This window comes from Frigoribacterium sp. SL97 (assembly GCF_026625765.1).
Classification (GTDB): domain Bacteria; phylum Actinomycetota; class Actinomycetes; order Actinomycetales; family Microbacteriaceae; genus Frigoribacterium.
Map to the genome: position 1 here is coordinate 2,535,941 of NZ_CP113062.1, position 22,636 is coordinate 2,558,576.

At 72.0% G+C, this 22,636-nt stretch carries 21 protein-coding genes and 1 pseudogene; 7 read left to right on the plus strand and 15 right to left on the minus strand.

Annotation, left to right across the window (positions count from 1 at the left end; translation table 11 throughout):
• Positions 1-37: 37 nt before the first annotated feature.
• The 5 genes and pseudogenes from OVA02_RS12510 to OVA02_RS12530 all read right to left on the minus strand — a co-directional run.
• Positions 38-1,471, minus strand: a pseudogene (locus OVA02_RS12510) (ComEC/Rec2 family competence protein); the annotation flags it as partial.
• Positions 1,472-1,824: 353 nt separating this feature from the next.
• Positions 1,825-2,529 carry a ComEA family DNA-binding protein gene (locus tag OVA02_RS12515; protein ID WP_267658606.1) on the minus strand — a complete coding sequence of 235 codons (705 nt, stop codon included), beginning with the start codon at positions 2,527-2,529 and terminating at the stop codon, positions 1,825-1,827.
• A gap of 103 nt (positions 2,530-2,632) precedes the next feature.
• Positions 2,633-5,179: a leucine--tRNA ligase gene (gene leuS / locus OVA02_RS12520; RefSeq protein WP_420709658.1), complete on the minus strand. Its 2,547-nt coding sequence runs from the start codon at positions 5,177-5,179 to the stop codon at positions 2,633-2,635.
• A gap of 180 nt (positions 5,180-5,359) precedes the next feature.
• Complete coding sequence (locus OVA02_RS12525; RefSeq protein ID WP_267659703.1) at positions 5,360-6,316, minus strand: anthranilate synthase component I family protein; 957 nt, start codon at positions 6,314-6,316, stop codon at positions 5,360-5,362.
• A complete protein-coding gene (locus OVA02_RS12530; protein ID WP_267658607.1) occupies positions 6,202-6,783 on the minus strand; it encodes a hypothetical protein in 582 nt (193 codons plus the stop codon). Before OVA02_RS12530 ends, OVA02_RS12525 begins: the two co-directional genes overlap by 115 nt.
• 32 nt (positions 6,784-6,815) lie before the next feature.
• On the opposite strand from OVA02_RS12530, the gene OVA02_RS12535 reads away from it, so the two are divergent.
• On the plus strand, positions 6,816-7,643 hold the full coding sequence (locus tag OVA02_RS12535; protein ID WP_267658608.1) for an aminotransferase class IV: 828 nt from the start codon (positions 6,816-6,818) through the stop codon (positions 7,641-7,643).
• A gap of 33 nt (positions 7,644-7,676) precedes the next feature.
• Here OVA02_RS12535 and OVA02_RS18095 read toward each other — a convergent pair whose 3' ends face one another.
• From OVA02_RS18095 to OVA02_RS12555, 5 genes are read right to left on the minus strand one after another with little or no spacing between them, the layout of a single operon-like run.
• Positions 7,677-8,849 (minus strand): amino acid ABC transporter ATP-binding/permease protein, encoded by a 1,173-nt coding sequence (locus OVA02_RS18095; protein WP_324289742.1) that lies wholly within the window; start codon positions 8,847-8,849, stop codon positions 7,677-7,679.
• A complete protein-coding gene (locus OVA02_RS18100; RefSeq protein ID WP_324289743.1) occupies positions 8,741-9,448 on the minus strand; it encodes an ABC transporter transmembrane domain-containing protein in 708 nt (235 codons plus the stop codon). The genes OVA02_RS18095 and OVA02_RS18100 overlap by 109 nt, the downstream gene beginning before the upstream one ends.
• Positions 9,445-11,088: a thiol reductant ABC exporter subunit CydD gene (gene cydD / locus OVA02_RS12545; RefSeq protein WP_267658609.1), complete on the minus strand. Its 1,644-nt coding sequence runs from the start codon at positions 11,086-11,088 to the stop codon at positions 9,445-9,447. Before cydD ends, OVA02_RS18100 begins: the two co-directional genes overlap by 4 nt.
• Before the next feature lie 10 nt (positions 11,089-11,098).
• The gene (cydB, locus tag OVA02_RS12550; protein WP_267658610.1) at positions 11,099-12,100 is read right to left on the minus strand and encodes a cytochrome d ubiquinol oxidase subunit II; all 1,002 of its coding nucleotides are present in this window, start codon (positions 12,098-12,100) and stop codon (positions 11,099-11,101) included.
• A 43-nt stretch (positions 12,101-12,143) separates the two neighbouring features.
• The gene (locus OVA02_RS12555; RefSeq protein ID WP_267658611.1) at positions 12,144-13,556 is read right to left on the minus strand and encodes a cytochrome ubiquinol oxidase subunit I; all 1,413 of its coding nucleotides are present in this window, start codon (positions 13,554-13,556) and stop codon (positions 12,144-12,146) included.
• A 143-nt stretch (positions 13,557-13,699) separates the two neighbouring features.
• Here OVA02_RS12555 and OVA02_RS12560 point away from each other — a divergent pair, with 143 nt between their 5' ends.
• On the plus strand, positions 13,700-14,368 hold the full coding sequence (locus OVA02_RS12560) for a DedA family protein (protein WP_267658612.1): 669 nt from the start codon (positions 13,700-13,702) through the stop codon (positions 14,366-14,368).
• 90 nt (positions 14,369-14,458) lie between these two features.
• Here the strand turns inward: OVA02_RS12560 and OVA02_RS12565 are convergent, their stop codons facing one another.
• From OVA02_RS12565 to OVA02_RS12585, 5 genes are all read right to left on the minus strand, one after another.
• Complete coding sequence (locus OVA02_RS12565) at positions 14,459-15,394, minus strand: ABC transporter substrate-binding protein (RefSeq protein WP_235452495.1); 936 nt, start codon at positions 15,392-15,394, stop codon at positions 14,459-14,461.
• Complete coding sequence (locus OVA02_RS12570; protein ID WP_056045720.1) at positions 15,391-16,131, minus strand: ABC transporter permease; 741 nt, start codon at positions 16,129-16,131, stop codon at positions 15,391-15,393. Before OVA02_RS12570 ends, OVA02_RS12565 begins: the two co-directional genes overlap by 4 nt.
• Positions 16,128-16,814, minus strand: coding sequence for an ABC transporter permease (locus tag OVA02_RS12575; RefSeq protein ID WP_056045723.1), 687 nt, complete (start codon positions 16,812-16,814; stop codon positions 16,128-16,130). Before OVA02_RS12575 ends, OVA02_RS12570 begins: the two co-directional genes overlap by 4 nt.
• Complete coding sequence (locus OVA02_RS12580; protein WP_056045726.1) at positions 16,811-17,647, minus strand: ABC transporter ATP-binding protein; 837 nt, start codon at positions 17,645-17,647, stop codon at positions 16,811-16,813. Before OVA02_RS12580 ends, OVA02_RS12575 begins: the two co-directional genes overlap by 4 nt.
• A gap of 128 nt (positions 17,648-17,775) precedes the next feature.
• Positions 17,776-18,423 carry a TetR/AcrR family transcriptional regulator gene (locus OVA02_RS12585; RefSeq protein ID WP_056045731.1) on the minus strand — a complete coding sequence of 216 codons (648 nt, stop codon included), beginning with the start codon at positions 18,421-18,423 and terminating at the stop codon, positions 17,776-17,778.
• 115 nt (positions 18,424-18,538) lie between these two features.
• On the opposite strand from OVA02_RS12585, the gene OVA02_RS12590 reads away from it, so the two are divergent.
• The 5 genes from OVA02_RS12590 (at position 18,539) to OVA02_RS12610 (ending at position 22,544) form a co-directional block, all read left to right on the plus strand.
• Positions 18,539-19,267, plus strand: coding sequence for an SOS response-associated peptidase (locus tag OVA02_RS12590; protein WP_159824822.1), 729 nt, complete (start codon positions 18,539-18,541; stop codon positions 19,265-19,267).
• A 62-nt stretch (positions 19,268-19,329) separates the two neighbouring features.
• Positions 19,330-20,370, plus strand: coding sequence for an App1 family protein (locus tag OVA02_RS12595; protein ID WP_056045734.1), 1,041 nt, complete (start codon positions 19,330-19,332; stop codon positions 20,368-20,370).
• A 95-nt stretch (positions 20,371-20,465) separates the two neighbouring features.
• Positions 20,466-20,828, plus strand: coding sequence for a helix-turn-helix domain-containing protein (locus tag OVA02_RS12600; protein WP_056045735.1), 363 nt, complete (start codon positions 20,466-20,468; stop codon positions 20,826-20,828).
• Positions 20,825-22,108 carry a type II toxin-antitoxin system HipA family toxin gene (locus OVA02_RS12605; protein WP_173150961.1) on the plus strand — a complete coding sequence of 428 codons (1,284 nt, stop codon included), beginning with the start codon at positions 20,825-20,827 and terminating at the stop codon, positions 22,106-22,108. The genes OVA02_RS12600 and OVA02_RS12605 overlap by 4 nt, the downstream gene beginning before the upstream one ends.
• A gap of 109 nt (positions 22,109-22,217) precedes the next feature.
• Positions 22,218-22,544 carry a DUF6504 family protein gene (locus OVA02_RS12610; RefSeq protein ID WP_055972315.1) on the plus strand — a complete coding sequence of 109 codons (327 nt, stop codon included), beginning with the start codon at positions 22,218-22,220 and terminating at the stop codon, positions 22,542-22,544.
• Positions 22,545-22,636 lie beyond the last annotated feature (92 nt).

The window sequence follows — 22,636 nt, forward strand, 5'->3', positions numbered from 1 at the left end:
CCTCGGCGTCGTCCGAGCGCCCCACGGGCCCGACGAGGGCCGTGCCGACCCGGCCGACGACCGAGCCGATCGCCCCGACGTGGTCACGGTCGAAGTGGGTGAGCACGAGCAGGTCGACGTGGCGCACGCCGAACGTCGAGAGGCAGCGGTCGACGGCGGCCTCGTCGTCACCCACGTCGATCAGGGCGACGGCCCGCGCGCTCCGGACGAGCACGGCGTCGCCCTGCCCCACGTCGCACTGGGCGACGACCCAGTCGTCGGGAACGGAGGCGCGGGTCACCACGGTGCGCCCGCCCACCACCCCGACGGTGGCCACCAGCACGCCCACCAGCAGCGTCGTCGCGACGGCCCGCAGGCGGCCGCGGGCCCGGGCCACCACGGCGACCACGACGAGGGCCGTCACGCCGACCAGGGAGGCGACGCCGAGCGCCGAGGCGTCCCACCCGACTCGCGTGCCCGGCCAGGTCGACGCCGACCGGGCGACGGCCGCGACCCAGGACGACGGCAGCCACGAGGCCCACGCGACGGCCGCGGCGGTCGCGGGCGCCCAGGGCGCGAGCACGCAGACGACGAGCCCACCCACGGTCGCCACCGGAGCCGCCGGGCCGGCCAGCACGTTCGCGGCGACGCCGTGCAGGGCGATGCTCGGTTCGAGGGCGAGCAGCACGGGCTGGCAGGCGAGCTGCGCGGCCGTGGGGACGGCGAGGGCCGCCGCCACCGGTGCGGGCACGAGGCGCGCCAGCAGGGCGGTCAGCGGCCCTCCGAGCACGACGAGCCCCGACGTCGCGAGGACCGACAGGACGAAGGCGAGGTCGCGGGCCAACCACGGGTCCGCGAACAGCAGCCCGGCGACCGCCAGCGCGATCACGGGCACACCGGCGATCGGCCGGGCGACGGCGAGGTGCACGAGGACGAGCACCGCCATGACGGTGGCCCGGACGATGCTCGGCTCGGGCGTGACGAGCACGACGAACGCGACCAACACGACGACGGCCATCGCGAGTCGCAGCAACCGCGGGACCCTCAGCACCGACCCGACGAGCACCACGAGTGCGACCAGCACGGCGCAGTTCGAGCCCGACACGGCCGTCAGGTGGCTGAGCGACGCCTGCGTCATGACGTCGTCGAGGTCGTCGGGCACCCCCGACGTGTCGCCGATCGCGAGCCCGGGCAGCAGGGCCCCGCCGTCACCCGGCAGGTCTGCGGCCACGGCACGGAAGGCCGAGCGGAGCCCGTTCGACCAGGCCGACGTCCGCCCGGGCTCGGCGCGGACGCCGAGCGGCTCGACCGCCCGCCCCTCGAACGCGACCGACTCGCCGTACCTCACCGGGCCCAGGACGAGCCGGGCCGACACCCGGGCCCCGATCTCGGCCGACCGGCGACCGTCGAGGCGCGCCCCGAACACCCGCACCGGGACGCGGTCCCCGAGGGCCACGGTCCCCGCGCCGACGTCGAGTCGGTCGACCGACATCGTCAGGACGTCGGACCGCGCCTCGACCCGGTCGAGCAGGCGCCCCTCGACGGTGACCGCGTGCCCCACCGACGTCGTGAGCCCCGACGGGTGACGGCGGTCGTCGCGCACCGCCGCCTGGCCCGTGAGCCCGGCACACGCCCCGGCACTCAGGGCCACCACCAGCAGGACCTGCCCGGCGGCGAGGGCGCCCACCCGCGCCACGAGCACGAGCCCGACCGCGACGACGCAGACGACGAGGGCGACGGCGGCCACGACGGGCGACAGCCCCGGCCGGGTCGAACCCACGGCGAGCCCGACCCACGCCACGGCCACCGGCACCCCGAGCCGCAGGTCGAGGGCGCGACCGGGCGTCACACCCGCACCCGCTCGCGCAGTGCCTCGAGCGTCTTCGGACCGATGCCCGGCACCCCCAGCAGGTCGTCGACGCTGCGGAAGCGTCCGTTCTCGTCACGCCAGGACAGGATCGCCGCCGCGGTCGCCGGCCCCACCCCGGGCAGCGTCTGCAACGCGGCGTCGTCCGCGAGGTTGAGGTCGACCGTCCCGCCACCGGTCGCCGTCCCGCCACCGGTCGCCGTTCCCCCCGCGGCCGGTCCACCCGCCGCCGCGTCACCACCACCCGCCACCCCGTCGTCCGCGGTCTCACCGACGGCCGGCACCCGCAGCTGCTCGCCGTCGACCAGCACCCGCGCGAGGTTGACCGCCGCCTGGTCGGCCTCGTCCGTGAACCCGCCGGCCGCCGCGACCACGTCGACGACGCGGGCGCCGTGCGGCAGTTCGTACAGACCGGGCGCCGCCACCCGGCCGTGCACGTGCACGAAGACGACCGAGGCACCCGCGGGAGATGCGGTGCCGGCCCCTGCCCCGGCCTCGGCCCCGGTGCCCGGCTCGACGGTCACGAGCTCGTCCGCCGCGCCTCCTCGGGTGGCGAAGGCCGACACGGCGACGCTCACCGCCAGCACGACGAAGAGCAGGACGACGACCGCCCCGACCCCCACGCGCCACCGCGGACCACCCGGCTCGGACGGGTCGACGGCGGTGCGGAAGCTGACGGTCATGACCCGTCACGGTACGAGCGCCCATCGCGCCGCACGGACGACGACGGCCGCCCTGGGGAGCCAGGGCGGCCGTCGACGAGTGGGGACGAGACGCCCCGAGTACCTACTTCACCGCGATGTTCACCAGGCGCGGCGCCCGCACGATGACGTTGACGATCTGCTTGTCGCCGATCGCGCGCTGCACGGCCGCCGAGTCGCGGGCCAGCGCCTCGAGCTCGTCGGAGGCGATCTTGGGCGACACCTCGAGCCGGTCGCGCACCTTGCCGTTGACCTGGACGACCGCGGTGACGCTCGTCTCGACGAGCAGCGTCGGGTCGGCCTTCCGCCAGCCGTACGTGGCGAGGGCACCGCCGTCGTAGCCGAGCTTCTCCCACATCTCGGAAGCCGTGTAGGGAGCGAACAGCGACAGCCCCAGCGCGACGGTCTCGGTCGCCTCGCGCACCGCCGGGTCGGACGCGCCGGGACCCGAGTCGATCGCCTTGCGGACGGCGTTGGTGAGCTCCATCAGGCGAGCGACGACGACGTTGTACTTGAACGCCTCGCTCAGCCCCGGGGCCTCGGCGAGGAACCGGTGGGTGACCCGGCGCAGGGCCTGGTCGCCGTCGGCCCACACCACGTCGCGCGAGCTGTCGACGTCGCTCGAGAGACGGAACGCCCGGGCCAGGAACTTGGCCGAACCGGCGGGAGAGACGTCGGCCCAGTCGATGTCGTCCTCGGGCGGGCCGGCGAAGGCCATCGTCAGGCGGATGGCGTCGACGCCGTGCTTCTCGATCTCGTCGGAGAGGCTGACGACGTTGCCCTTGCTCTTGCTCATCTTGGCGCCGTCCTGCAGCACCATGCCCTGGTTCAGCAGCGCGCTGAAGGGCTCGGTGAAGTCGACGTGGCCGAGGTCGAAGAGCACCTTGGTGATGAAGCGCGCGTAGAGCAGGTGCAGGATGGCGTGCTCGACGCCTCCGACGTACTGGTCGACCGGCGCCCACCTGCTGGCCTGGGCCGGGTCGAAGGCCCGGTCGGCGTCGGTGGGATCGAGGAACCGCAGGAAGTACCACGAGCTGTCGACGAAGGTGTCCATCGTGTCGGCGTCCCGACGCGCGGGCGACCCGTCGCGCGGGTCGGGCACGTTCACCCAGTCCTCGGCCGCGCCGAGCGGCGAGCTGCCCTTCGGCTTGAGGTCGAGGCCCTCGGTCGACGGCAGTCGGACCGGCAGCTCGTCGTAGGGCACCGGCACCTCGACGCCGTCGGCCCCGTGCACGATCGGGATGGGCGTGCCCCAGAAGCGCTGGCGCGAGATCAGCCAGTCGCGCAGACGGTACGTCTTGGCCGCCCCGCCGTCGCCGGACGCCTCGAGCAGTTCGACGACGCGCTTGATCGCGTTCGACTTGCTGAGGCCGGTCAGGGCGCCCGAGTTCATCAGTCGGCCGTCGCCGGTCAGGGCCACGCCCGTCTCGCGGGGGTTCAGGTCGGGCAGGTCGTCCGGCAGGATCGCCTGGCCGTCCTCGTCGAGCTCGAGCTTGGGGATCACGCCCGTGACGGGCGCGTTCGTGTCGACCACGACGCGCACCGGGAGGTCGTACTTGCGGGCGAAGTCGAGGTCGCGCTGGTCGTGCGCGGGCACGGCCATGACCGCGCCGTGGCCGTAGTCGGCCAGCACGTAGTCGGCGGCCCAGACCGGCATCGGGTCGCCCGTGAGCGGGTTGACCGCGACCCGGCCGAGCGGCACGCCCGTCTTGGGGCGCTCGCTCGACTGGCGCTCGATCTCGGTCGCCTTCTGCACCTCGACGAGGTACTCGGCGAAGGTCGCCTTGACGTCGTCCGTCGCGTCGGCGACGAGTTCGGCGGCGAGGTCGGAGTCGGGCGCGACGACCATGAACGTCGCACCGTAGAGGGTGTCGGGACGCGTGGTGAAGACCGTGACCTTCTCGTCACGGCCCTCGATGGCGAAGTGCACGTCCGCACCGATCGAGCGGCCGATCCAGTTGCGCTGCATGTTGAGCACCTTGGTCGGCCACCGGCCCTCGAGCTGGTTGAGGTCGTCGAGCAGGCGATCGGCGTAGTCGGTGATCTTGAAGTACCACTGCGTCAGCTTCTTCTTGACCACGACGGCACCCGACCGGTCGCTGGTGCCGTCGGGCAGCACCTGCTCGTTGGCGAGCACGGTCTGGTCCACCGGGTCCCAGTTGACCCAGCTGTCTTTGCGGTAGGCCAGGCCCTTCTTGTACATCTCGAGGAACAGCCACTGGTTCCACTTGTAGTACTCGGGATCGCTCGTGTGCAGCACCCGGCTCCAGTCGAACGACGGGGCGTAGAGCTTCATGCTCTGCTTCTGCTGCTCGATGTTCGCGTAGGTCCACTCGCGGGGGTCGACGCCGCGCTTGATGGCCGCGTTCTCGGCGGGGAGCCCGAAGCTGTCCCAGCCGATCGGGTGCAGCACGTTGAAGCCCTGCTGGCGCCAGTACCGCGTCACCATGTCGCCGAGGGCGTACTGCTCGGCGTGGCCCATGTGCAGGTCGCCCGAGGGGTAGGGGAACATGTCGAGGATGTACTTGCGCGGCCGCTTGTCGTCGGGGTCGACGACGAACGGCTGCTCGGCGTCCCACCGGGCCTGCCACTTCTCTTGCAGGCGGGCGACGTCGTACTCGCGTTCGGGCACGCCGTCGTGGGGCGGGATGGCCGAGGAGGCGTCGGTCGCGGTCGTGTCGTGCTCGTGTGCCACGGGGCTCTCATTCACTGCTGGCAGTCGGTGCGGTGGGGGTGGACCGTCCGTGCGAGGGCACGGCGACGTGCGCCGGGCTCGGCGATCCTCGCCAAGGCTACCGAACGGCACGCGCCGTCACGACATGCGGACCAGGGCCCCGTCGGCGTCACGGACGCCGAGCACGGCGAGCAGGGCCGCCGCCTTGAGCTCGACCTCGTCGCGTTCGTCGACCGGCACCGACGAGATGGTGATGCCGCCGCCCACCCCGACGCGAGCACCCGCCGGTCGCGCGGGCCGTCCCGCACCCGCCGCCCGGGCCCCGTGGACGACGATCGAGCGGATGGTCATCGCCAGGCTCGCCGAGCCGTCGCGCCCGAGCCAGCCGGTCGCACCCGAGTAGACCCCCCGGGGCGCTCCTTCGAGGTCGGCGAGCAGTTCGACGGCCCGTCGCTTCGGGGCACCGGTCATCGACCCGGCGGGGAAGGCCGCCTCGACGACGTCGGCCGCGGTGCACCCCGCCCCGAGACGGGCCCGCACCGTGCTGACGAGCTGGTGGACGTGCTCGTACGAGTGCACGGCGAGCAGCTCGGACACCTCGACCGTGCCGAGCAGGGCCACCCGGGCGAGGTCGTTGCGGACCAGGTCGACGATCATGACGTTCTCGGCGCGCTCCTTCTCGCTCTCGACGAGCTCGCGCGCGAGCACCGTGTCGTCGGCGCCCGACCCGCGGCGTCGCGTGCCCTTGATCGGCGCCGACGACACCCGGCCGTCGGCCGTCACCTCGACGAACGACTCGGGCGACGCCCCGACGACGGCCACGTCGCCGATGCGCACGAACGACGCGTGCGGCGCCGGCGAGGACCGACGGAGGCGCGCGAAGGCCTCGAGCGCGTCCACCGGCCCCACGACGTCGACGGCCGTGGTCAGGCAGAGCTGGTACGCCTCGCCGGCCGCGATGGCCCGCCGACACCCCTCGATCAGGTCGAGGTACTCGTCGGGGCGGTGCCGCCAGCGGGCGATGGGCGGGGCGGCGCCCCCGAGGAGGCGCGGGTCGGCCCGGGCACCGGAGGCTCGGGCGGCACGTCGGCCCAGGTCTCGACCAGGGAGGACGCCCACGGGTCGCCGGCCCGCGCGACGGCCTCGACCGAGCGTGCGGCGTGGTCGAAGACCAGGGCACGGTCGACGTCGAGCAGGGCGAGGTCGGCGGGGTCCCCGTCGGCGGCAACGGTGGAGGCGGTGGCTGCCCGCCGGTGCCCCTCGGTGGCGTCGCGGTCGAGCAGCCGGCAGCCGAAGCCGTAGCCGAGCCAGCCGGCCCAACCGAGGGGATGGCTGTCGGGCTCGACGTCGAGCAGGTCGTCACGCACCGCCTGCCAGAGCCGGTCGGCGCCGCCGTCGCGGACGTCGCCCGTCGCGGCCCGACCCCACCCGACGACCGAGCGGCCCCGCACGGCGCCCACCCCGGCGTCGCGCCAGACCACGTCGCCGGTCGCGGCCAGGTGCCGGACGACGGCCTCGGGGTCGCGCCACGGCAGGGAGGAACGGACGACCGCGGGACGCATACCCTTGATCCTATGAGCGGAGACCCGACCCGATGAGTGGCGAGCGGCCGGGTGGTGACGTGCTGCACGTCTGGCAGGGCGACGAGCTGGCGACGCGCGGGGGCGGAGGGGCGGCGGACGCCGACCCGCGCCTCCTCGTGGCGGACTCGTGGCTGGTCGACGACGGCTCGGTGCTGGCCCTCGACGTGCACCGCGACCGGTTCGCCGGGTCGGTCGCCGAGGTGCCCGGGTCGCCCGACGCGGACGAGGTGTCGGCGTTCTGGACGGCGGCCCTCGCGGTCCTCCCCCGGACGGGAGCCTGGTTCCCCCGCGTCGAGCTCGGCGCAGGCGACGGAGCCGAGGACGGCGACCGGGCACGGCTGCGGCTGCGCCTCCGTCCCGCTCCCCCGCGCCACCGCTCGGTCGTCCTCGCCACGGCCGACCGGGACCCCCGCACGCGACCGACGGTCAAGGGGCCCGACCTCGCCGCCCTCGGCTCGCTCGTCTCCGAGGCGCGGTCCCGAGGGGCCGGCGAGGCCGTGCTGCTCTCGCCCGAGGGGCACATCGTCGAAGGCGCCTGGAGCTCGATCGTCTGGTGGCGCGGGGACGCCCTCTGCCTCCCGTCGGACGACCTGCCGCGCCTCCCGGGCGTCACGGTCCGCAGCCTGACGACGCTGGCCGCCGTCCTCGGCGTGGACGTGCTGCACGACCGCACCCGGCCGGACGAGCTCGACGGGTTCGAGGTCTGGAGCCTCGGCGCACTGCACGGCATCCGCATCGTCACCGGCTGGATCGACGGCCCCGCACCCGCCGAGGAGCCGGGGCGCCTGGCGCTCTGGCGCGGCCGACTCGACCGCCTGCGACGACCGGTCGACGGCTGACCCCCACCGGGACGCGATCGGTGCCTCGACGCGTCAGGCGCCGGCCCCGTCGTCGGGCGTGACGTCGGACCCGACCTCGGACCCGACCTCGACCTCGACCTCGACCTCGCCGAGGCGGCCCGCCTCGAGGCGCACGCGCCGCGTCACCAGCTCGGCCGGCACCTCGACGTGCGAGATCACGACGACCGTCGAACCGTCGTCGCGGGCGGTGGTCAGGACGTCGTGCACGAGCCGACGGGAGGTCTCGGCGTCGAGTCCGGCCGTCGGCTCGTCGAGCACGAGCACCGGGAACCCCCGCAGGAGGGCACGCGCGAGCGAGATGCGCTGGGCCTGACCGCCCGAGACGAGGACGCCGCGCTCGCCCACCGGTGCGTCGAGCCCGCCGCGCTCGGCGGCCCAACGGCCCAGCCCGACACGGTCAAGGACCGCGAGCAGGTCGTCGTCGGTGGCCGTGTCGCGGGCGAAGAGCAGGTTCTGCCGCAGGGACTCGTCGAAGAGGTAGGGCGTCTGCTCGATCAGGCCGACCGTGGCCCGGACGGCGGCCGGGGCGAGGATCGCCGTGTCGACTCCCCCGACCTCGTAGCGACCCGTGTGCTCGACGAAGCGGGCCAGCACCCACGCCAGCGTGGTCTTGCCGGCGCCGCTCGGCCCCTCGACCACGAGGCGGTCGCCGACGGCCACGTCGAGGTCGACGCCGCGGAGCGCGGGGCCCGCCGCCCCCGGCCAGGTCGCCGAGACTCCCCGCAGGCGAAGCGCGGGCACGGAGGCCGGCACGGCGGGCCCGTGGGCTCGGAGAGGGTCGGAGGCGGTGACGTCCGCTCCGCCGGACACGTGGTCGTCGTCGACGACGCCGGCCGGCACGTCGACCGGCACCGCCGAGTCGACGCGGTCACCGCTCGCCCGCACGCGACGCCAGGCCAGCACGGCCGTCGGGACGGCACCGACGACCTCGAAGACGGCGAGGGGCACGAGGGCGACCAGCGCGAAGGCGGGACCGGTCAGCCCGCCCGAGGCGACGTCGGGCGCCACGACGGGGATCGTCGCAAACACGGCGGCACCCGACAGCGCCGAGAGCACGGCGGCGACCACGCCCCCGGTCAGGGCCCGACGCGAGGAGGCGCGGCGCAGGTCGTCGTCGAGTCGAGCGACCCGGGCGAGCTGGCGGTCCACCGCCTCGAACGCGACGAGCACGTCGAGGTTCTGCACGAGGTCGACGACGGCGGCCGAGAGCGCCCCCGCCGGTCGGCGAAGGTGCGTTCACTGCGGCGGGCGAGCCGGTCCGCGGCGACGCAGCCGACGACGAACGCGACGACGAGTGCGCCTGCCAGGACGACCGCCGCCATCGGCGACACCAGGGCGACGCCGATCACCGCGACGACCGAGGTCAGGCCCGACACCACGAGCGGCTGCACGACCCGGAGGGGAAGGTCCTGCAGGGCGTCGACGTCACCGACGACCCGCGCCAGCAGGTCGCCGCGATCGGTGCGGCCGAGACCCGCCGGGGCCACGCGGATCAGTCGGCGGTAGAGCTCGGTGCGGACCACGGCCAGCTGACGGAAGGCCGCGTCGTGGCTCGACAGCCGTTCGAGGTAGCGGAAGACCGCGCGGGTCAGGGCGAACGCGCGGACGCCCACGACGGCGAGCGAGAGGTACAGGATCGGCGGCTGCTCGGCGGCCCGCGTGATGAGGTACGCCGACGCCGCGAGCAAGGCCACCGCCGAGAGGGCGCTCAGCGACCCGAAGACCAGGCCGGGGGCGGCGCGGCGCCCGGCGGGCTGAGCCGTGCGGAGCAACGAGCGGGTCACGAGGGGCCTCCGATCGGGACGACGACGTCGGCCGCGTCGCTCACGGCGCGGCGGTGCGTGACGACGACCACGGCGACGCCCGTGGCCGCGATGCGACGGAGGCCCTCGACGACCCGGGCCTCGGTGACCCGGTCGAGGGCGGACGAGGGCTCGTCGACCAGCAGGAGGCGCGCCCCGACCCGGTCGAGCCGGTACAGCGCCCGGGCCACCGACACCCGCTGCGCCTGGCCGCCGGACAGCCCCTCGCCGCCGGCCCCGAGCACGAGCGCCGGGTCGAGGCCGGCCGCGCCGGCCAGGTCGAGGGCGCGGACGACGGCCTCGGTGTCGGGCCCGTCCTCGTCGCCGAGGCCGACGTTCTCGGCGACGGTGCCGGACGACAACTGGGCGGACTGGCCCGACCAGGCGATCTCGTGGCGGGCGGGCGCGCGGCCCGACGAGCGCCAGACGGCCCGTCCCTCGCACGGCTCGAGCCCCAGCACGGCGTCGAGCAAGGTGGACTTCCCGGCACCGCTCGGTCCGACGACCGCGGTGACGCGACCCGTCTCGGCGACGAAGGAGGTCTCGGCCAGCCGCACCGCGCCTCCTCGGCCGACCGACACCCGGTCGACGACGAGCGCGTCGGCCTCGGGGAGGGCCGCGGCCGGATCGGCGTCGGTCGTCGCCCGGGACGACCGGGGCGTGACGTCGCCGTCCTCGTCGTCGAGCAGCTCGAAGACGTCGTCGGCCGCCGCGACCCCGTCGGCCGCGGCGTGGTAGTTGGCTCCGACCTGGCGGAGGGGCAGGTAGGCCTCGGGGGTGAGCAACAGCACGAACAGCCCGGCGGTCAGCCCCAGCGACCCCTCGACGAGCCGGATGCCGATGGACACGGCGACGAGTGCGACGGACAGCGACGCCGCGAGCTCGAGCACGAAACCGCTGAGGAACGACACGCGCAGCACCGTGACCGTCTCGACCCGGTAGTCGTCGGTGATGCGACCGATCCGCTCGACCTGGCGCCGCTCGCGACCGAACGCCTTGAGCGTCGACGCCCCGCCCACGGCGTCGGCGAACGACGAGGCGAGGTGCGTCAGGCGGTCCCACTGCCGGGTCTGGGCGGCCCGAGTGGTCCACCCGATCAGGACCATGAAGACGGGGATCAACGGCAGGGTCAGCACGACGATCAGGGCCGACAACCAGTCGTGGAGCGCCATGACGACGATGAGCAGCGGCGTCGCCAGGGCCGTCAGCACCAGCTGCGGCAGGTAGCGCGCGAAGTACTCGTCGAGGGCGTCGAGCCCGGGGCCGACGAGCGTCGCGACGCGCGCCGAGGAGTGGCGGTCGACCCAGGCGCGCCCCCGGTCGGCGACGGCGCGGACGACCCGGGCCCGCAGCTGGCTCTTGACCTGCGCCGCGGCCCGCGCGGCCGTCACCTCGAGGGCCCAGGCGACGAGCGATCGTGCCGCCACCGAGACCCCGAGCCCCAGCAGGGTGGTCGAGAGACCGGAGACGCGCCCGTCGACGACCTGGACCACGGCCGTCGTGGTGAACCAGGCCACGGCGACGATCGCGAGGGTCTGCGCGAGGCCGAGCACGGCACCGAGCCCCAGGAACACCCGGGCGGCGGAGGCGTAGCGCAGGAGGCGCGGGTCGAGCGGCTTCACGGACGTCGCCTCAGTGCGCGGCCGGGATGGTCGCCCGGGTGATCCGCTTGCGGAAGATCCAGTAGGTGAAGCCCTGGTATCCGAGGATGAGCGGGACGAAGACGAGGGCCACCCAGCTCATGATCGTCAGGGTGTAGGTCGAGCTCGACGCGTTGGCGATCGTGAGACCGTTCGCCGGATCGTTGCTCGCCGGCATCACCCAGGGGAAGAGCGCGGCGAACAGGCTCGACACCGCCAGGGCGATCGTGAGGGCCATGAGGCCGAAGGACCGGCCCTCGCGACCGCGCAGGTTCGCGACGAACGAGGCGATCAGGCTGACGGCGGCCCCGGCCGAGAGGACCACCGAGGCGAGGGTCCCGTGCATCAGCGAGGTCAGGACCAGGAAGGACGCCGCGACGACGATCGTCACGAGCCCCGCGCGGGTGGCCAGGCGCCGGGCCCGGTCACGGATCGCACCCTCGGTCTTGAGCGTGACGAACACGACGCCGTGCGTGAAGAAGAGCAGCAGGGTCGTGAGACCGCCCAGCAGGGCGTAGGGGTTCAGCAGGTCGACCAACGTCCCGGTGTAGTTGTACCCCTCGTCGAGCGGCACGCCCTGGACGACGTTGGCGAACACCAGGCCCCAGACGAACGCCGGCACGGCCGAACCGACGACGATCATGAGGTCGAAGCGGCGCTTCCACGAGGACTCGGGACGCTGGTGGCGGTACTCGAACGAGACGCCCCGCGCGATCAGGGCCAGCAGGATGAGCAGCATCAAGAGGTAGAAGCCGCTGAACAGCGTGGCGTACCACTCGGGGAAGGCCGCGAACAGGAACGCACCGGCGACGATGACCCAGGTCTCGTTGAGGTCCCAGACCGGACCGATGGTGTTGATCAGCACGCGCCGGTCGGTGTCGTCGCGACCGAGGAAGGGCAGGGACATGCCGACCCCGAAGTCGAAGCCGTCGAGCACGAAGTAGCCGACGAAGAAGAACCCGAGGATCACGAACCAGAGGGTGGGGAGGTCCATGGTCAGAGCCTTTCTCGCATCGGTTCGGTGGGGGTGGTGGGCATCAGTAGACCGTCGCCTCGTGGCGGATCTCGCCCGACACGGGGTCGGGCTCGGGGGCGTCGGCCGGCCCCTTCTGGGCGGCCCTGACGATGAGCTTGAACTCGACGACCGCGAGCGTGCCGTAGATCAGCGTGAAGGCGACGAGCGAGATGAGCACCGTCAGGCCGGTGACGCCCGGCGAGACGCCGTCCTCGGTCTTCAGCAGCCCGAAGACGAGCCAGGGCTGTCGACCCATCTCGGTGAAGACCCAGCCGACGATCATGGCGAGGAGGGGCATCGGGTAGCTGAAGACCGCGGCCCGCCAGACCCACCTGTTCTGCGGCAGTCGCCCCTTGCGGGTGATCCAGAGGCCGACGAGCGAGACGAGCACGCTGACCATGCCGAGGCCCATCATCCAGCGGAAGGACCAGTAGGTGACCCAGATGATCGGGGTGTAGTCCCCCGGACCGTAGAGCTGCACGTACTGCGCCTGGAGGTCGTTGATGCCCTCGACCGTGCCGTCGAAGGTGTGCGTCGACAGGAACGACAGCAGGTACGGCAACCGGATGCTGAAGAGCTCGTGCACCCCGTCGGGCGTGCCCAGGGTGAAGATCGAGAACGAGGCGTCGGCGCCGGTGCTGGTCTTGTACAGGGCCTCCGCGGCCGCCATCTTCATCGGCTGGGTCTCGACCATGGCGAGACCCAGCTGGTCGCCCGTGACGAAGGTGAGCGCGCCGGCGGCCACCATCGTCCAGAGACCGAACCGCAGGGCCGGTCGCATCGTCTCGAGGTGCTGGTTGCGCGAGAGGTGCCAGGCGGCGACGGCGACGATGACCGCGGCCGAGACCATGAAGCAGGCGAAGATCGTGTGCGGGAACGCGGCGAGGGCGACCTTGTTGGTCAGCACCTCCCAGATGCTCGTGAGCTCGGCCCGCCCCTTCTCCTCGTTGATGTCGTAGCCGACCGGGTTCTGCATGAAGGCGTTCGCGGCGATGATGAAGTACGCCGAGAGGATGCTGCCGACCGTCGCACCCCAGATGCTCAGCAGGTGGAGCTTCGGCGGCACCTTGTCCCAGCCGAAGATCCAGATGCCGATGAAGGTCGCCTCGAGGAAGAACGCGAGCAGGCCCTCGAGCGCGAGCGGGGCGCCGAACACGTCGCCGACGAACCGCGAGTAGTCGGACCAGTTCATGCCGAACTGGAACTCCTGGACGATGCCGGTCACGACGCCCATGGCGAAGTTGATCAGGAAGATCTTGCCGAAGAACTGGGTCAGCTGCAGGTAGTGGACGCGGCCGGTGCGCACCCAGGCCGTCTGGAAGACCGCCACCGTGAAGGCCATGCCGATCGTGAGGGGCACGAACAGGAAGTGGTAGATCGTGGTGAGCCCGAACTGCCAGCGGGACAACAGCAGCGGGTCGAGCAGCTCGTTCATCGGGATGTGCCTTCTCCCTCGGATGGTGGTGGTGGTCGTGCGTCGCACCGTCGGGACGTGTCGAGCCTAGATCCGGAGATGAACGACACCTGTCGTTTAGGGCACCCGGGCGCCGTGCACTCGCTGTGAATAGGCTCGGGCGGGTGAACGACGTGCTGACGACCCTGCTCGACCTGGTGCAGTCCGTCGATCCCGTGCTGAGGACGGTGCTGGCCGGCATCGCCATGGTGCTCGAGACGTCGGTGCTGCTAGGCCTGATCGTGCCGGGCGACACGGTGGCGATCGTGTCGGCCACGGCGGTGGGGTCACCCTTCGAGTTCGGTGCGCTCGTGGTCGCCCTCGTCCTCGGCGCCCTGGTGGGCGAGAGCGTCGGGTTCGCCCTCGGCCGGTTCTTCGGACCGAGGATCCGCGCGAGCGCGCTCGGACGACGCCTCGGCGAGGCGAACTGGGTCCGGGCCGAGAACTACCTCGCGCGACGGGGCGGCATCGCCGTCTTCGTCTCGAGGTTCCTGCCGGTTCTGCACTCGCTCATCCCGTTGACGGTGGGCACGAGCCCCATGCGCTACCGGACGTTCCTCACCTGGACGGCCCCCGCCTGCCTCCTCTGGGCCCTCGCCTACGTCTCCGTCGGCGCGGCGGCCGCGGGCGGCTACCGCGAGCTGGCGGACCGACTGCACCAGGCCGGGTACGTCTTCGTCGGCATCATCGTCGCGTTCGTCCTGCTGGTCGTCGTCGTGAAGAAAGTCCTGCACCGCCGCGAGGAGCGCCACATGACACGCCCCGACGGGGACGCGGGCGACGGGACGTCCTGACCCGCGCCTCCTCGGGGTCGCCCTCCGGGCGGGGCCCGGACGACGGAGAGCCCCGTTCCGCGAACGGAACGGGGCTCTCGACGAGGGGGCCTAGATGTCGAGCAGGCCCTTCTCGGTCAGGTAGTCCTTGGCGATGGTGGCCGAGGACTCCTTGTCGGTCTGGCTCTTCGAGTTGAGCTTCTGCAGGTCGGAGGCGCTCAGGACCTCGTCGACGCTGTCGATGACGTCCTGGGCGTCGGAGTCGACCTTGTCGGACACGATCGGCACCACGTTCTGCGGCAGGATCATGTTCTCGGGGTCTTCCAGGGTGACGAGGTCGTTCTCGGCGATCAACGGGCTGGCCGTGTAGATGTCGGCCAGCTGGACGCTGCCGTCGGTCAGGGCCTTGACCGTCAACGGGCCACCGCCGTCGTCGATCGGCGTCGAGGTGACGTCGACACCGTAGATGCTCTTCAACCCGGGAGGGCCGTAGGGACGTTCGGCGTTCTCGGGCGGAGCACCCAACGTCAGCGTGCCGGAGTAGTCCTTGAGGTCGGCCAGGCTCGTGATGTCGTTCTCCTCGGAGAACTCCTTCGTCACGTTGTAGCTGTCCTGGTCGGACGCCGCGGCGGCCTTCAACGCGGTCAGACCGGAGGGCAACGCGGCGGCGAGGGCCGTCTCGACCTCTTCGGGCGACTTGGCGGTCTCGTCCTTGTCGTAGTACTGCAACAGGTTGCCGGTGTACTCGGGGAAGACGTCGATCTTGCCGGACTCGAGCTCGGGCAGGTAGACCTCGCGCTGACCGATCTGGTACTGACGGTCGACCGTGTAGCCCTTGGCCTCGAGGGCCTGGGCGTACAACTCGGCGATGATCTCGTTCGAGTAGTACTGCTGCGAGCCGATGACGAGCGTGTCGCCGTCGCTCGACGCCGACGAGTCGCCGGAGCTCAGCGGGTCGCTCGACGCGCACCCTGCCAGGGCCACCATGGCCCCGATCGCGACTGCGCCGAGAACGGTGAGCCGGCCTTTCTTGTTCGCTGTGATCACTGTGTGCCTTTCGTGAGGGGTGTTGCCGTGACCGCCCCGGGCCGGACGGCCCTGGAGCGGATGTCGGTGGGGCGCCCGGCCGTGACCCCGGCGGGGACGACGAGACGCTGGACGATCGAGAAGAGGATCTCGAGGACGACCGCGAGGGCGATGACGAGGATGGAGCCCGCCAGCATCTTCGGGTAGTCGTTCGCCCGGAGGCCCGTGATGATGTAGCTGCCGAGACCGCCCGCGCCGACGAAGGTGGCGAGGGTCGCCGTCGCGACGACCTGGAGGACGGCGGACCGGATGCCGCCGATCAACAGGGGCAGGCCGAGGGGCATCTCGACCTTCGTCATGATCTGCCACTCGGTCATGCCGACGGCCCGTGCGGCGTCGACGGTCTTGCGGTCGACGGCCTCGAACCCCGAGTAGGCACCGGCGAGCACCGACGGGATCGCCAGGATGACGAACGAGATGATCGGCGCGGTGAGGCCGATGCCGACGGACAGGGCGATCAGGGTGATGACGCCGAAGGAGGGCAGGGCACGCGCGCCGCCCGAGATCGAGACGGCGATCGAGCGACCACGGCCGGTGTGTCCGATGAGGTACCCGACGGGAACGGCGATCACCGAGGCGATCACCACCGAGAGGGCGCTGTACCAGAGGTGCTGGCCCAGCCTCGTGGGGATGCCGTCGGCACCCGTCCAGTGGATCGGGTCCGCGAGCCAGGCGAACGCCTCGACGAAGAAGTTCACGGCAGCACGACCTTCTGGCGGTCCTGGAGGGGAGCGACGGGCTTGATCTTGGCGTCCTTGCGGCTCCAGGGCATGAGGACCCGCCCGAGGAGCACGAGCAGGAAGTCCAGCACGAGGGCCATGACGATGGTGAGCACGATCCCCGCCACGATCTCGGCGGTGATGTCGCGCTGGAAGCCGTCGATGAAGAGGAGTCCCAGACCGTTGACGCCGAGCACCCCTCCGACCGTGGCGAGGCTGACCGTGCTCACCACGACGACCCGCAGACCGGCGAGCATGACCGGACCCGCCAGGGGGAACTCGACCCTCCAGAACCGTTGCCAGGACGAGTAGCCCACGGCCGTCGCCGACTGCGTGACGTCGGCCTCGACGGCGGCGAGGGCGTCGGCCACCGATCGGACCATGAGGGCGATGCCGTAGAGGGTGAGGCCGATGACGATGTTGACGGGACTCCGCAGCGAGGTGCCGAAGACCACCGGCAGGGCGATGAGGAGGGGCAAGGACGGAATCGCGTAGAACAGACCGGCGACCGTGAGGATTCCCCTCGACACCCGGTAGCGGTTCGCGAACCAGCCGATGGGCAGCGAGATGACGAACGCCAGGATGACCGGCGGCACGCTCAGGCCGAGGTGCACGATCGTCTTGTCGAGGATGTAGTCGCTGTTGGACCAGATCCAGTTCACGACGCCTGCCCACCTCGGACCGACTCGGTCAGCACCCCGGCGGTGCGCCCGTCGCCGTCCACCACCACCTGCCCGGTCGGCGTCTGCTCGACGTGGAGGGCACGCTTGCCCCGGTTGGCTCCGATGAACTCGGCGACGAAGTCGGTGGCGGGTGCCGAGAGGATCTCGGCGGGGCTGCCCTGCTGGGCGATCTGGCCGCCCTTCTCGAGGATCACGACCTGGTCGCCGAGGTAGAAGGCCTCGTCGATGTCGTGCGTGACGAAGACGACGGTCTTGTCGAGTTCGCGCTGCAACCGGATGAGCTCTTGCTGCAGGTCGGACCGGACGAGCGGATCGACGGCACCGAAGGGCTCGTCCATGAGCAGGATGTTCGGGTCGACGGCGAGGCCACGGGCCACGCCGACGCGCTGTTGCTGCCCTCCGGACAGCTGGCTCGGGTAACGCTGGGCCAGGTCACGGTCGAGACCGACGGTGTCCATGAGCTCGAGGGCGCGGTCGCGGGCGACCTTCTTCGACGTGCCCTTGAGGACGGGGACGGTCGCGATGTTGTCGACGACCTTGCGATGCGGAAGGAGGCCGGAGTTCTGCATGACGTAGCCGATGCTGCGGCGGAGCCCGACGGGCTCGAGGTCGCCGATCGACTTGCCGTCGATCTCGATGACACCGGAGGTCGGGTCGACCATGCGGTTGATCATCCGCAGGATCGTCGTCTTGCCGCAGCCGCTCGACCCGACGAAGACCGTGGTCTTCCGGGACGGGATCACCAGGCTGAAGTCGTCCACCGCCAGGGTGCCGTCGGGGTACTGCTTCGTCACGGAACGGAACTCGATCATGGGTGGCTCATTCCTCGTGGGCAGCACGAATCGACACTTGCCAGGGCGTTCACCCAACCACAGATCCCGACGAAGCGTCACCGACCCCGCCGGGGCCCCCGACGCCGGCCGTCACACGGCCGACGAGGTCAGTGCGCGCCGACGAGGGGCTCGAGGTAGCCCGTCAGGACCGTGCGGCACTGGTCGACGAAGCGGCCGTCGCCCTCGGCGTCGTCGATGAAGGCGCGCGCCAACAGGGCGTTGGCGATCTCGACCGCCACCTGGAGGCCCAGCTCGAGCTCGTCGGTGCGCGGCACCGAGCAGTGGTCGACGAGCACGGCGAGCAGCTGCTCGGCCAGGGGGCTCGTGTACTGGCGCGTCTCGGGCGTGCGCACGTCGGGTGCGTCGCCGAAGCGGATGGCCCGGAAACCGGGCTCGCTGCGGTACATCTCGGCCTTGGCGTCGACGAACAGGTCGACGGCACGACGCCAGTCGGTGACGGCGTCGTCGGACACGGCCTCGTCGACCCGGACGGTCAGACGCTGGACGGAACGCAGGGCGAGCGCGTCGACGACGGCGATGCGGTCGGGGAAGTAGCGGTAGACCGTGCCGATCGAGGCGCCCGCCCGCTCGGCGACCATGGCCGTCGTCAGACGCTCGTAGCCGATCTCGTCGATGATGGCCGCGGCCGCGTCGAGCAGCCCGGTGAGCCGCGCGGAACTGCGAGCCTGGACCGGCTCGTTCCTCAGCAGCGGTGAACCCCCGGGCAGTGCGTCATTGACGTCGGTGACGAGCAACGTTTCTCCGTTTCGTGGCGATGCCTCGACGGGGTCGGGCACGGTGCGATGACGTCGGAAGGGGGACCGTGGTGGCGGTCACCGGATGTCGGCGGCTGCCACCAGAATGGATCGCATGTGCGGACGATTCGTGATGGCACGCGCCTCGAGCGACCTGGTGGCCCTGTTCGACGTCGATGTATCAGGAGACACTCTCCCAGAGCCTTCCTGGAATATCGCTCCGACCCGGCCGGTGAGTCTGCTCGTCGACGCGGCTCCTCGGGGCGAGGACGCCGGCGGCCCGCCGGTCCGACGGCTCGCCGCGGCGCGGTGGGGTCTCGTGCCCGGTGGCTCGGCAGGGCCCGACTCCGGTCCCCCGCTGTTCAACGCGCGGTCCGAGTCGGTCGCCGAGAAGCCGTCGTTCCGCGACGCCGTGGTCTCGCGCCGCGGCCTGGTCCCGGCCACCGGGTGGTACGAGTGGCAGACCCTGCCCGACGGCTCGAAGCGCCCCGTCCTCGTGCGGCTGCCCGACGACGAGGTGGTGCTGTTCGGCGCGCTCTACGAGTGGTGGCGAGACCCGTCGGCCGAGGTGGGCGCCCCGTCTCGGTGGCTGTTGTCGACGACCGTGTTGACCCGCGCCTCCTCGGGTCCGGTGTCCGAGGTGCACGACCGCATGCCGGTGCTCGTCGGCACCGACGTCATGGACGACTGGCTCGACCCCGAGACCGAGGGCGACGACGACCTGGTGCAGGGCATCGCCGGCCTCAGCGACGAGATCGCCGCGCGCCTGCTGCACCACGAGGTCGGCCCCGAGGTCGGCTCGTCGTCGGTCGACCACCCCGGTCTGCTGGCCCCCGTCGGCTGATCCGGTCCGCCGGCGGTCCGTCCGTCCGTCCGTCCGACGACCCATCGTGCGAGACTGACCGGATGCCCGACACCCGCAAGGCACCGCCCGCCGCCGTCGAGCCCTTCCTCCACCGAGCGGCCCGCATCGAGAACTCGGTCCACCGTTTCCGCGAGAAGCGAGCCCGACGCCGCGGCCTCCTGCCCACCGTCGTGCCGTACACCGGCTACGGCGCTCCCGGATGGGCGCGGGTGCTGTCCCGGGTCCTGCTCACCCGGACGGGCACACTGTCGGGCGTGGACCGCCTCAACGTCCGGGGGTGGCGCAGCTTCACCAGCGTGCCCGTCGAGAAGGCCCTGGTCGAGGTCTCGCTCGGCGGTCGCGTCCAACGCGTCCAGGCCGACCGCGGTGGCGTGCTCGACGCGCGCATTGCCGTCGACCTCGAACCCGGCTGGCACGTCGCGACCCTGAGCACCGAGGGGTCCGTGCCGGTCGAGGCGCCGATCTTCGTCATCGATCCGGAGGCGCGGTTCGGCATCGTCTCGGACATCGACGACACCGTGATGGTCACCTCGTTGCCCCGGCCGCTGCTCGCGGCCTGGAACACCTTCGTGCTCAACGAGCACGCCCGGCGCCCGGTGCCCGGCATGGCCGTGCTCTACGAGCGCCTGAACGCGGCGAACCCCGGGTGCCCCGTCATCTACCTCTCGACGGGCGCCTGGAACGTGGCGCCGACGCTGTCCCGCTTCCTGTCCCGCAACCTGTACCCGAGCGGCGCACTCCTGTTGACCGACTGGGGCCCCACCCACGACCGGATCTTCCGCAGCGGTCGCCTGCACAAACAGGAGTCCCTGCGCCGCCTCGCCGACGAGTTCCCCGAGCTCAAGTGGCTGCTCGTCGGCGACGACGGGCAGCACGACGAAGAGCTGTACGGCACGTTCCTGCACGACCACCCCGAGAACGTGGCCGCCGTGGCGATCCGTCAGCTGTCGCCGAGCGAGGCCGTGCTGGCCGGTGGACGGTCGCGGTCGGAACACGCCGAGGGCAGCGACGTCGTCTGGGTGTCGGCACCCGACGGCGCCGGCCTGTGGGAACAACTCCTCGACAACGGCGTGATCGACTGACCCTGGTAGCTCGTGGTGGTCCTGTAATAGTGGGATAGTCCTGTTTTGTGGGTCGACATGGCTGCTATCGTGGATCATCCCGAGATTGGAGCATCGTGTTCGACGACGACCAGGCCGCACGAGTGCCGGTGCCCCCGCTCGTGTCGACGGACGAGCGTGAACGCCAGGTCGGCGAGCAGGTCCGTCGCCTGAGGCTCGACAGGGGACTCGACCAGCTCGAACTCGCCCGACGGGCCGACCTGTCCCCCAGCACGGTGCAGTCCCTCGAGGCCGGCCGCGGCAGCACGTTGCGCACGCTCGTCCGCGTCCTGCGGGCCCTCGGTGCCGACGACGTCCTCGGGGGCATCGCCCCGGCGAGCGCCGTCAGCCCGCTCGACGTGCTGCGGTCGGCGGGCGACGAGCCGCGACGTCGGGTGTATCGCCCGCGGGGCGGACGATCGCCGGGCGGCGACTCGTGAGCTGGGTCCCGGTCCGGGCGGTCGAGGTGACGGCGTGGGGTCTCCGGGTGGGGGCCGTGGCGCTCGACCCGGGGATCGGGGCGTACGTCTTCGAGTACTACCCGGACTGGGTGGCGCGCGGCATCGAGTTGGCACCACTGACGATGCCGGTGCGTACGCGGCGGCACGTCTTCCCGCAGTTGCCCGAGGCGACGTTCCATCGCCTGCCCGCCGTGCTGGCGGACGCGATGCCGGACGACTTCGGCAATGCGGTGATCGACGCCTGGTTGGTGCGCCAGGGGGTGTCACGGCAGCAGGTGAGCCCGCTCGACCGGTTGGCGTACATGGCGGACCGGGCCATGGGGGCGTTGGAGTTCCGGCCGGCGCGGGGACCGCGTCAGCGGACGACGAGCGCGGTCGAACTGAGTGCGCTCGTCGAGGGGGCACGCAGCGTGCTGGACGCCAGCTTCGGCGACGACCGCGAGGCGGAGTCGGCGATCAGGTCGTTGATCCAGGTGGGGACGTCGGCGGGTGGGGCGCGGGCGAAGGCGGTGGTCGCGTGGAACCGTGGCACGGGCGAGATCCGGTCGGGCCAGGTGGCGGCGCCGGACGGGTTCGAGCACTGGTTGATCAAGCTGGACGGGGTGGGCCCGGACTCCGAGCTGGGGTCGGGAGGTCTCGCCGGACGGGTCGAGTACGCGTATTCGCTGATGGCGGGGGCGGCGGGGATCGACATGGCCGAGTGCCGGTTGCTCGACGAGAACGGGCGGTCGCACTTCATGACGCGTCGATTCGACCGCCGGGCCGAGGGCAAGGCCCACGTCCTCACGCTGTGCGGGGCGGCCCATCTCGACTTCCGGCAGCGACAGGCCCACGACTACGGGCAGCTGTTCGACGCCGTCCGTCGGATGGGGTCGGGCGACGAGGCGATGGCGCAGGCGTTCCGCCGGATGGTCTTCAACGTGCTGGCGGCCAACAACGACGACCACACGAAGAACTCGTCGTTCCTGTTGGCGGGGCCCGAGGCGTCGTGGGGGCTGTCGCCCGCGTACGACGTGACGTTCGCGCACAACCCGACCGGGCGGTGGACGTACCAGCACCTCATGGGGGTGGACGGCGTCTTCCGCGATGTCTCGAGGGCCGACGTGATGCGCCTGGCGGACCGTTTCCTGGTGCGGGACGCGTCGGGCATCGTCGACGAGGTGCGTGACGCGGTGGGGCGGTGGCGGTCGTTCGCCGACGAGGCCGGTCTGCCCCGCGAGGCGGTCGTCCACGTCGAGGAGGCGCTGCCCGGCTGGTGAGGACGCCGGCGCCTCGGCGCCCGGGCCTCGGCCCCGCACCGGGGGTGGCCGATGTCGGTGGGGGTTCGTAGACTCCGTTCGAACACACATTCGAACGAGAGGTCGGCAGATGAGGGTGGACGAGAAGGTCCCGGTCGAGACGACCGCCGACGGGGCGCCCCTGCGCTTCGAGTGGCGGGGGGTCGTGTACGGCGTCGTCAGTTCGCCCGAACTCTGGGTCACTCGGACCGACTGGTGGCGATCGGCGACCCGGGCACCACGCGGGGCGAGCGCGCACCTGCTCGAGATGACGGTCTGGCGGGTCGACGCCGTGCCGCTCACGGACGGTGCCCACCGGGTCGACGGCACCTTCGACCTGGCGCTCGACGGCCGAGGCGACTCGTGGTTGCTGCTCGGGGTGTTCGACGACCGGGTCGAGCAGCAGCTGTTCGCCTGAACCCGGGGCGTCCGTCGGACGACGGTGGCCGGTGAGCCGTGCGACGTCGGGAATTCCCCCCGTGCCACACTCGTTGACGCACCAGGCGCCCT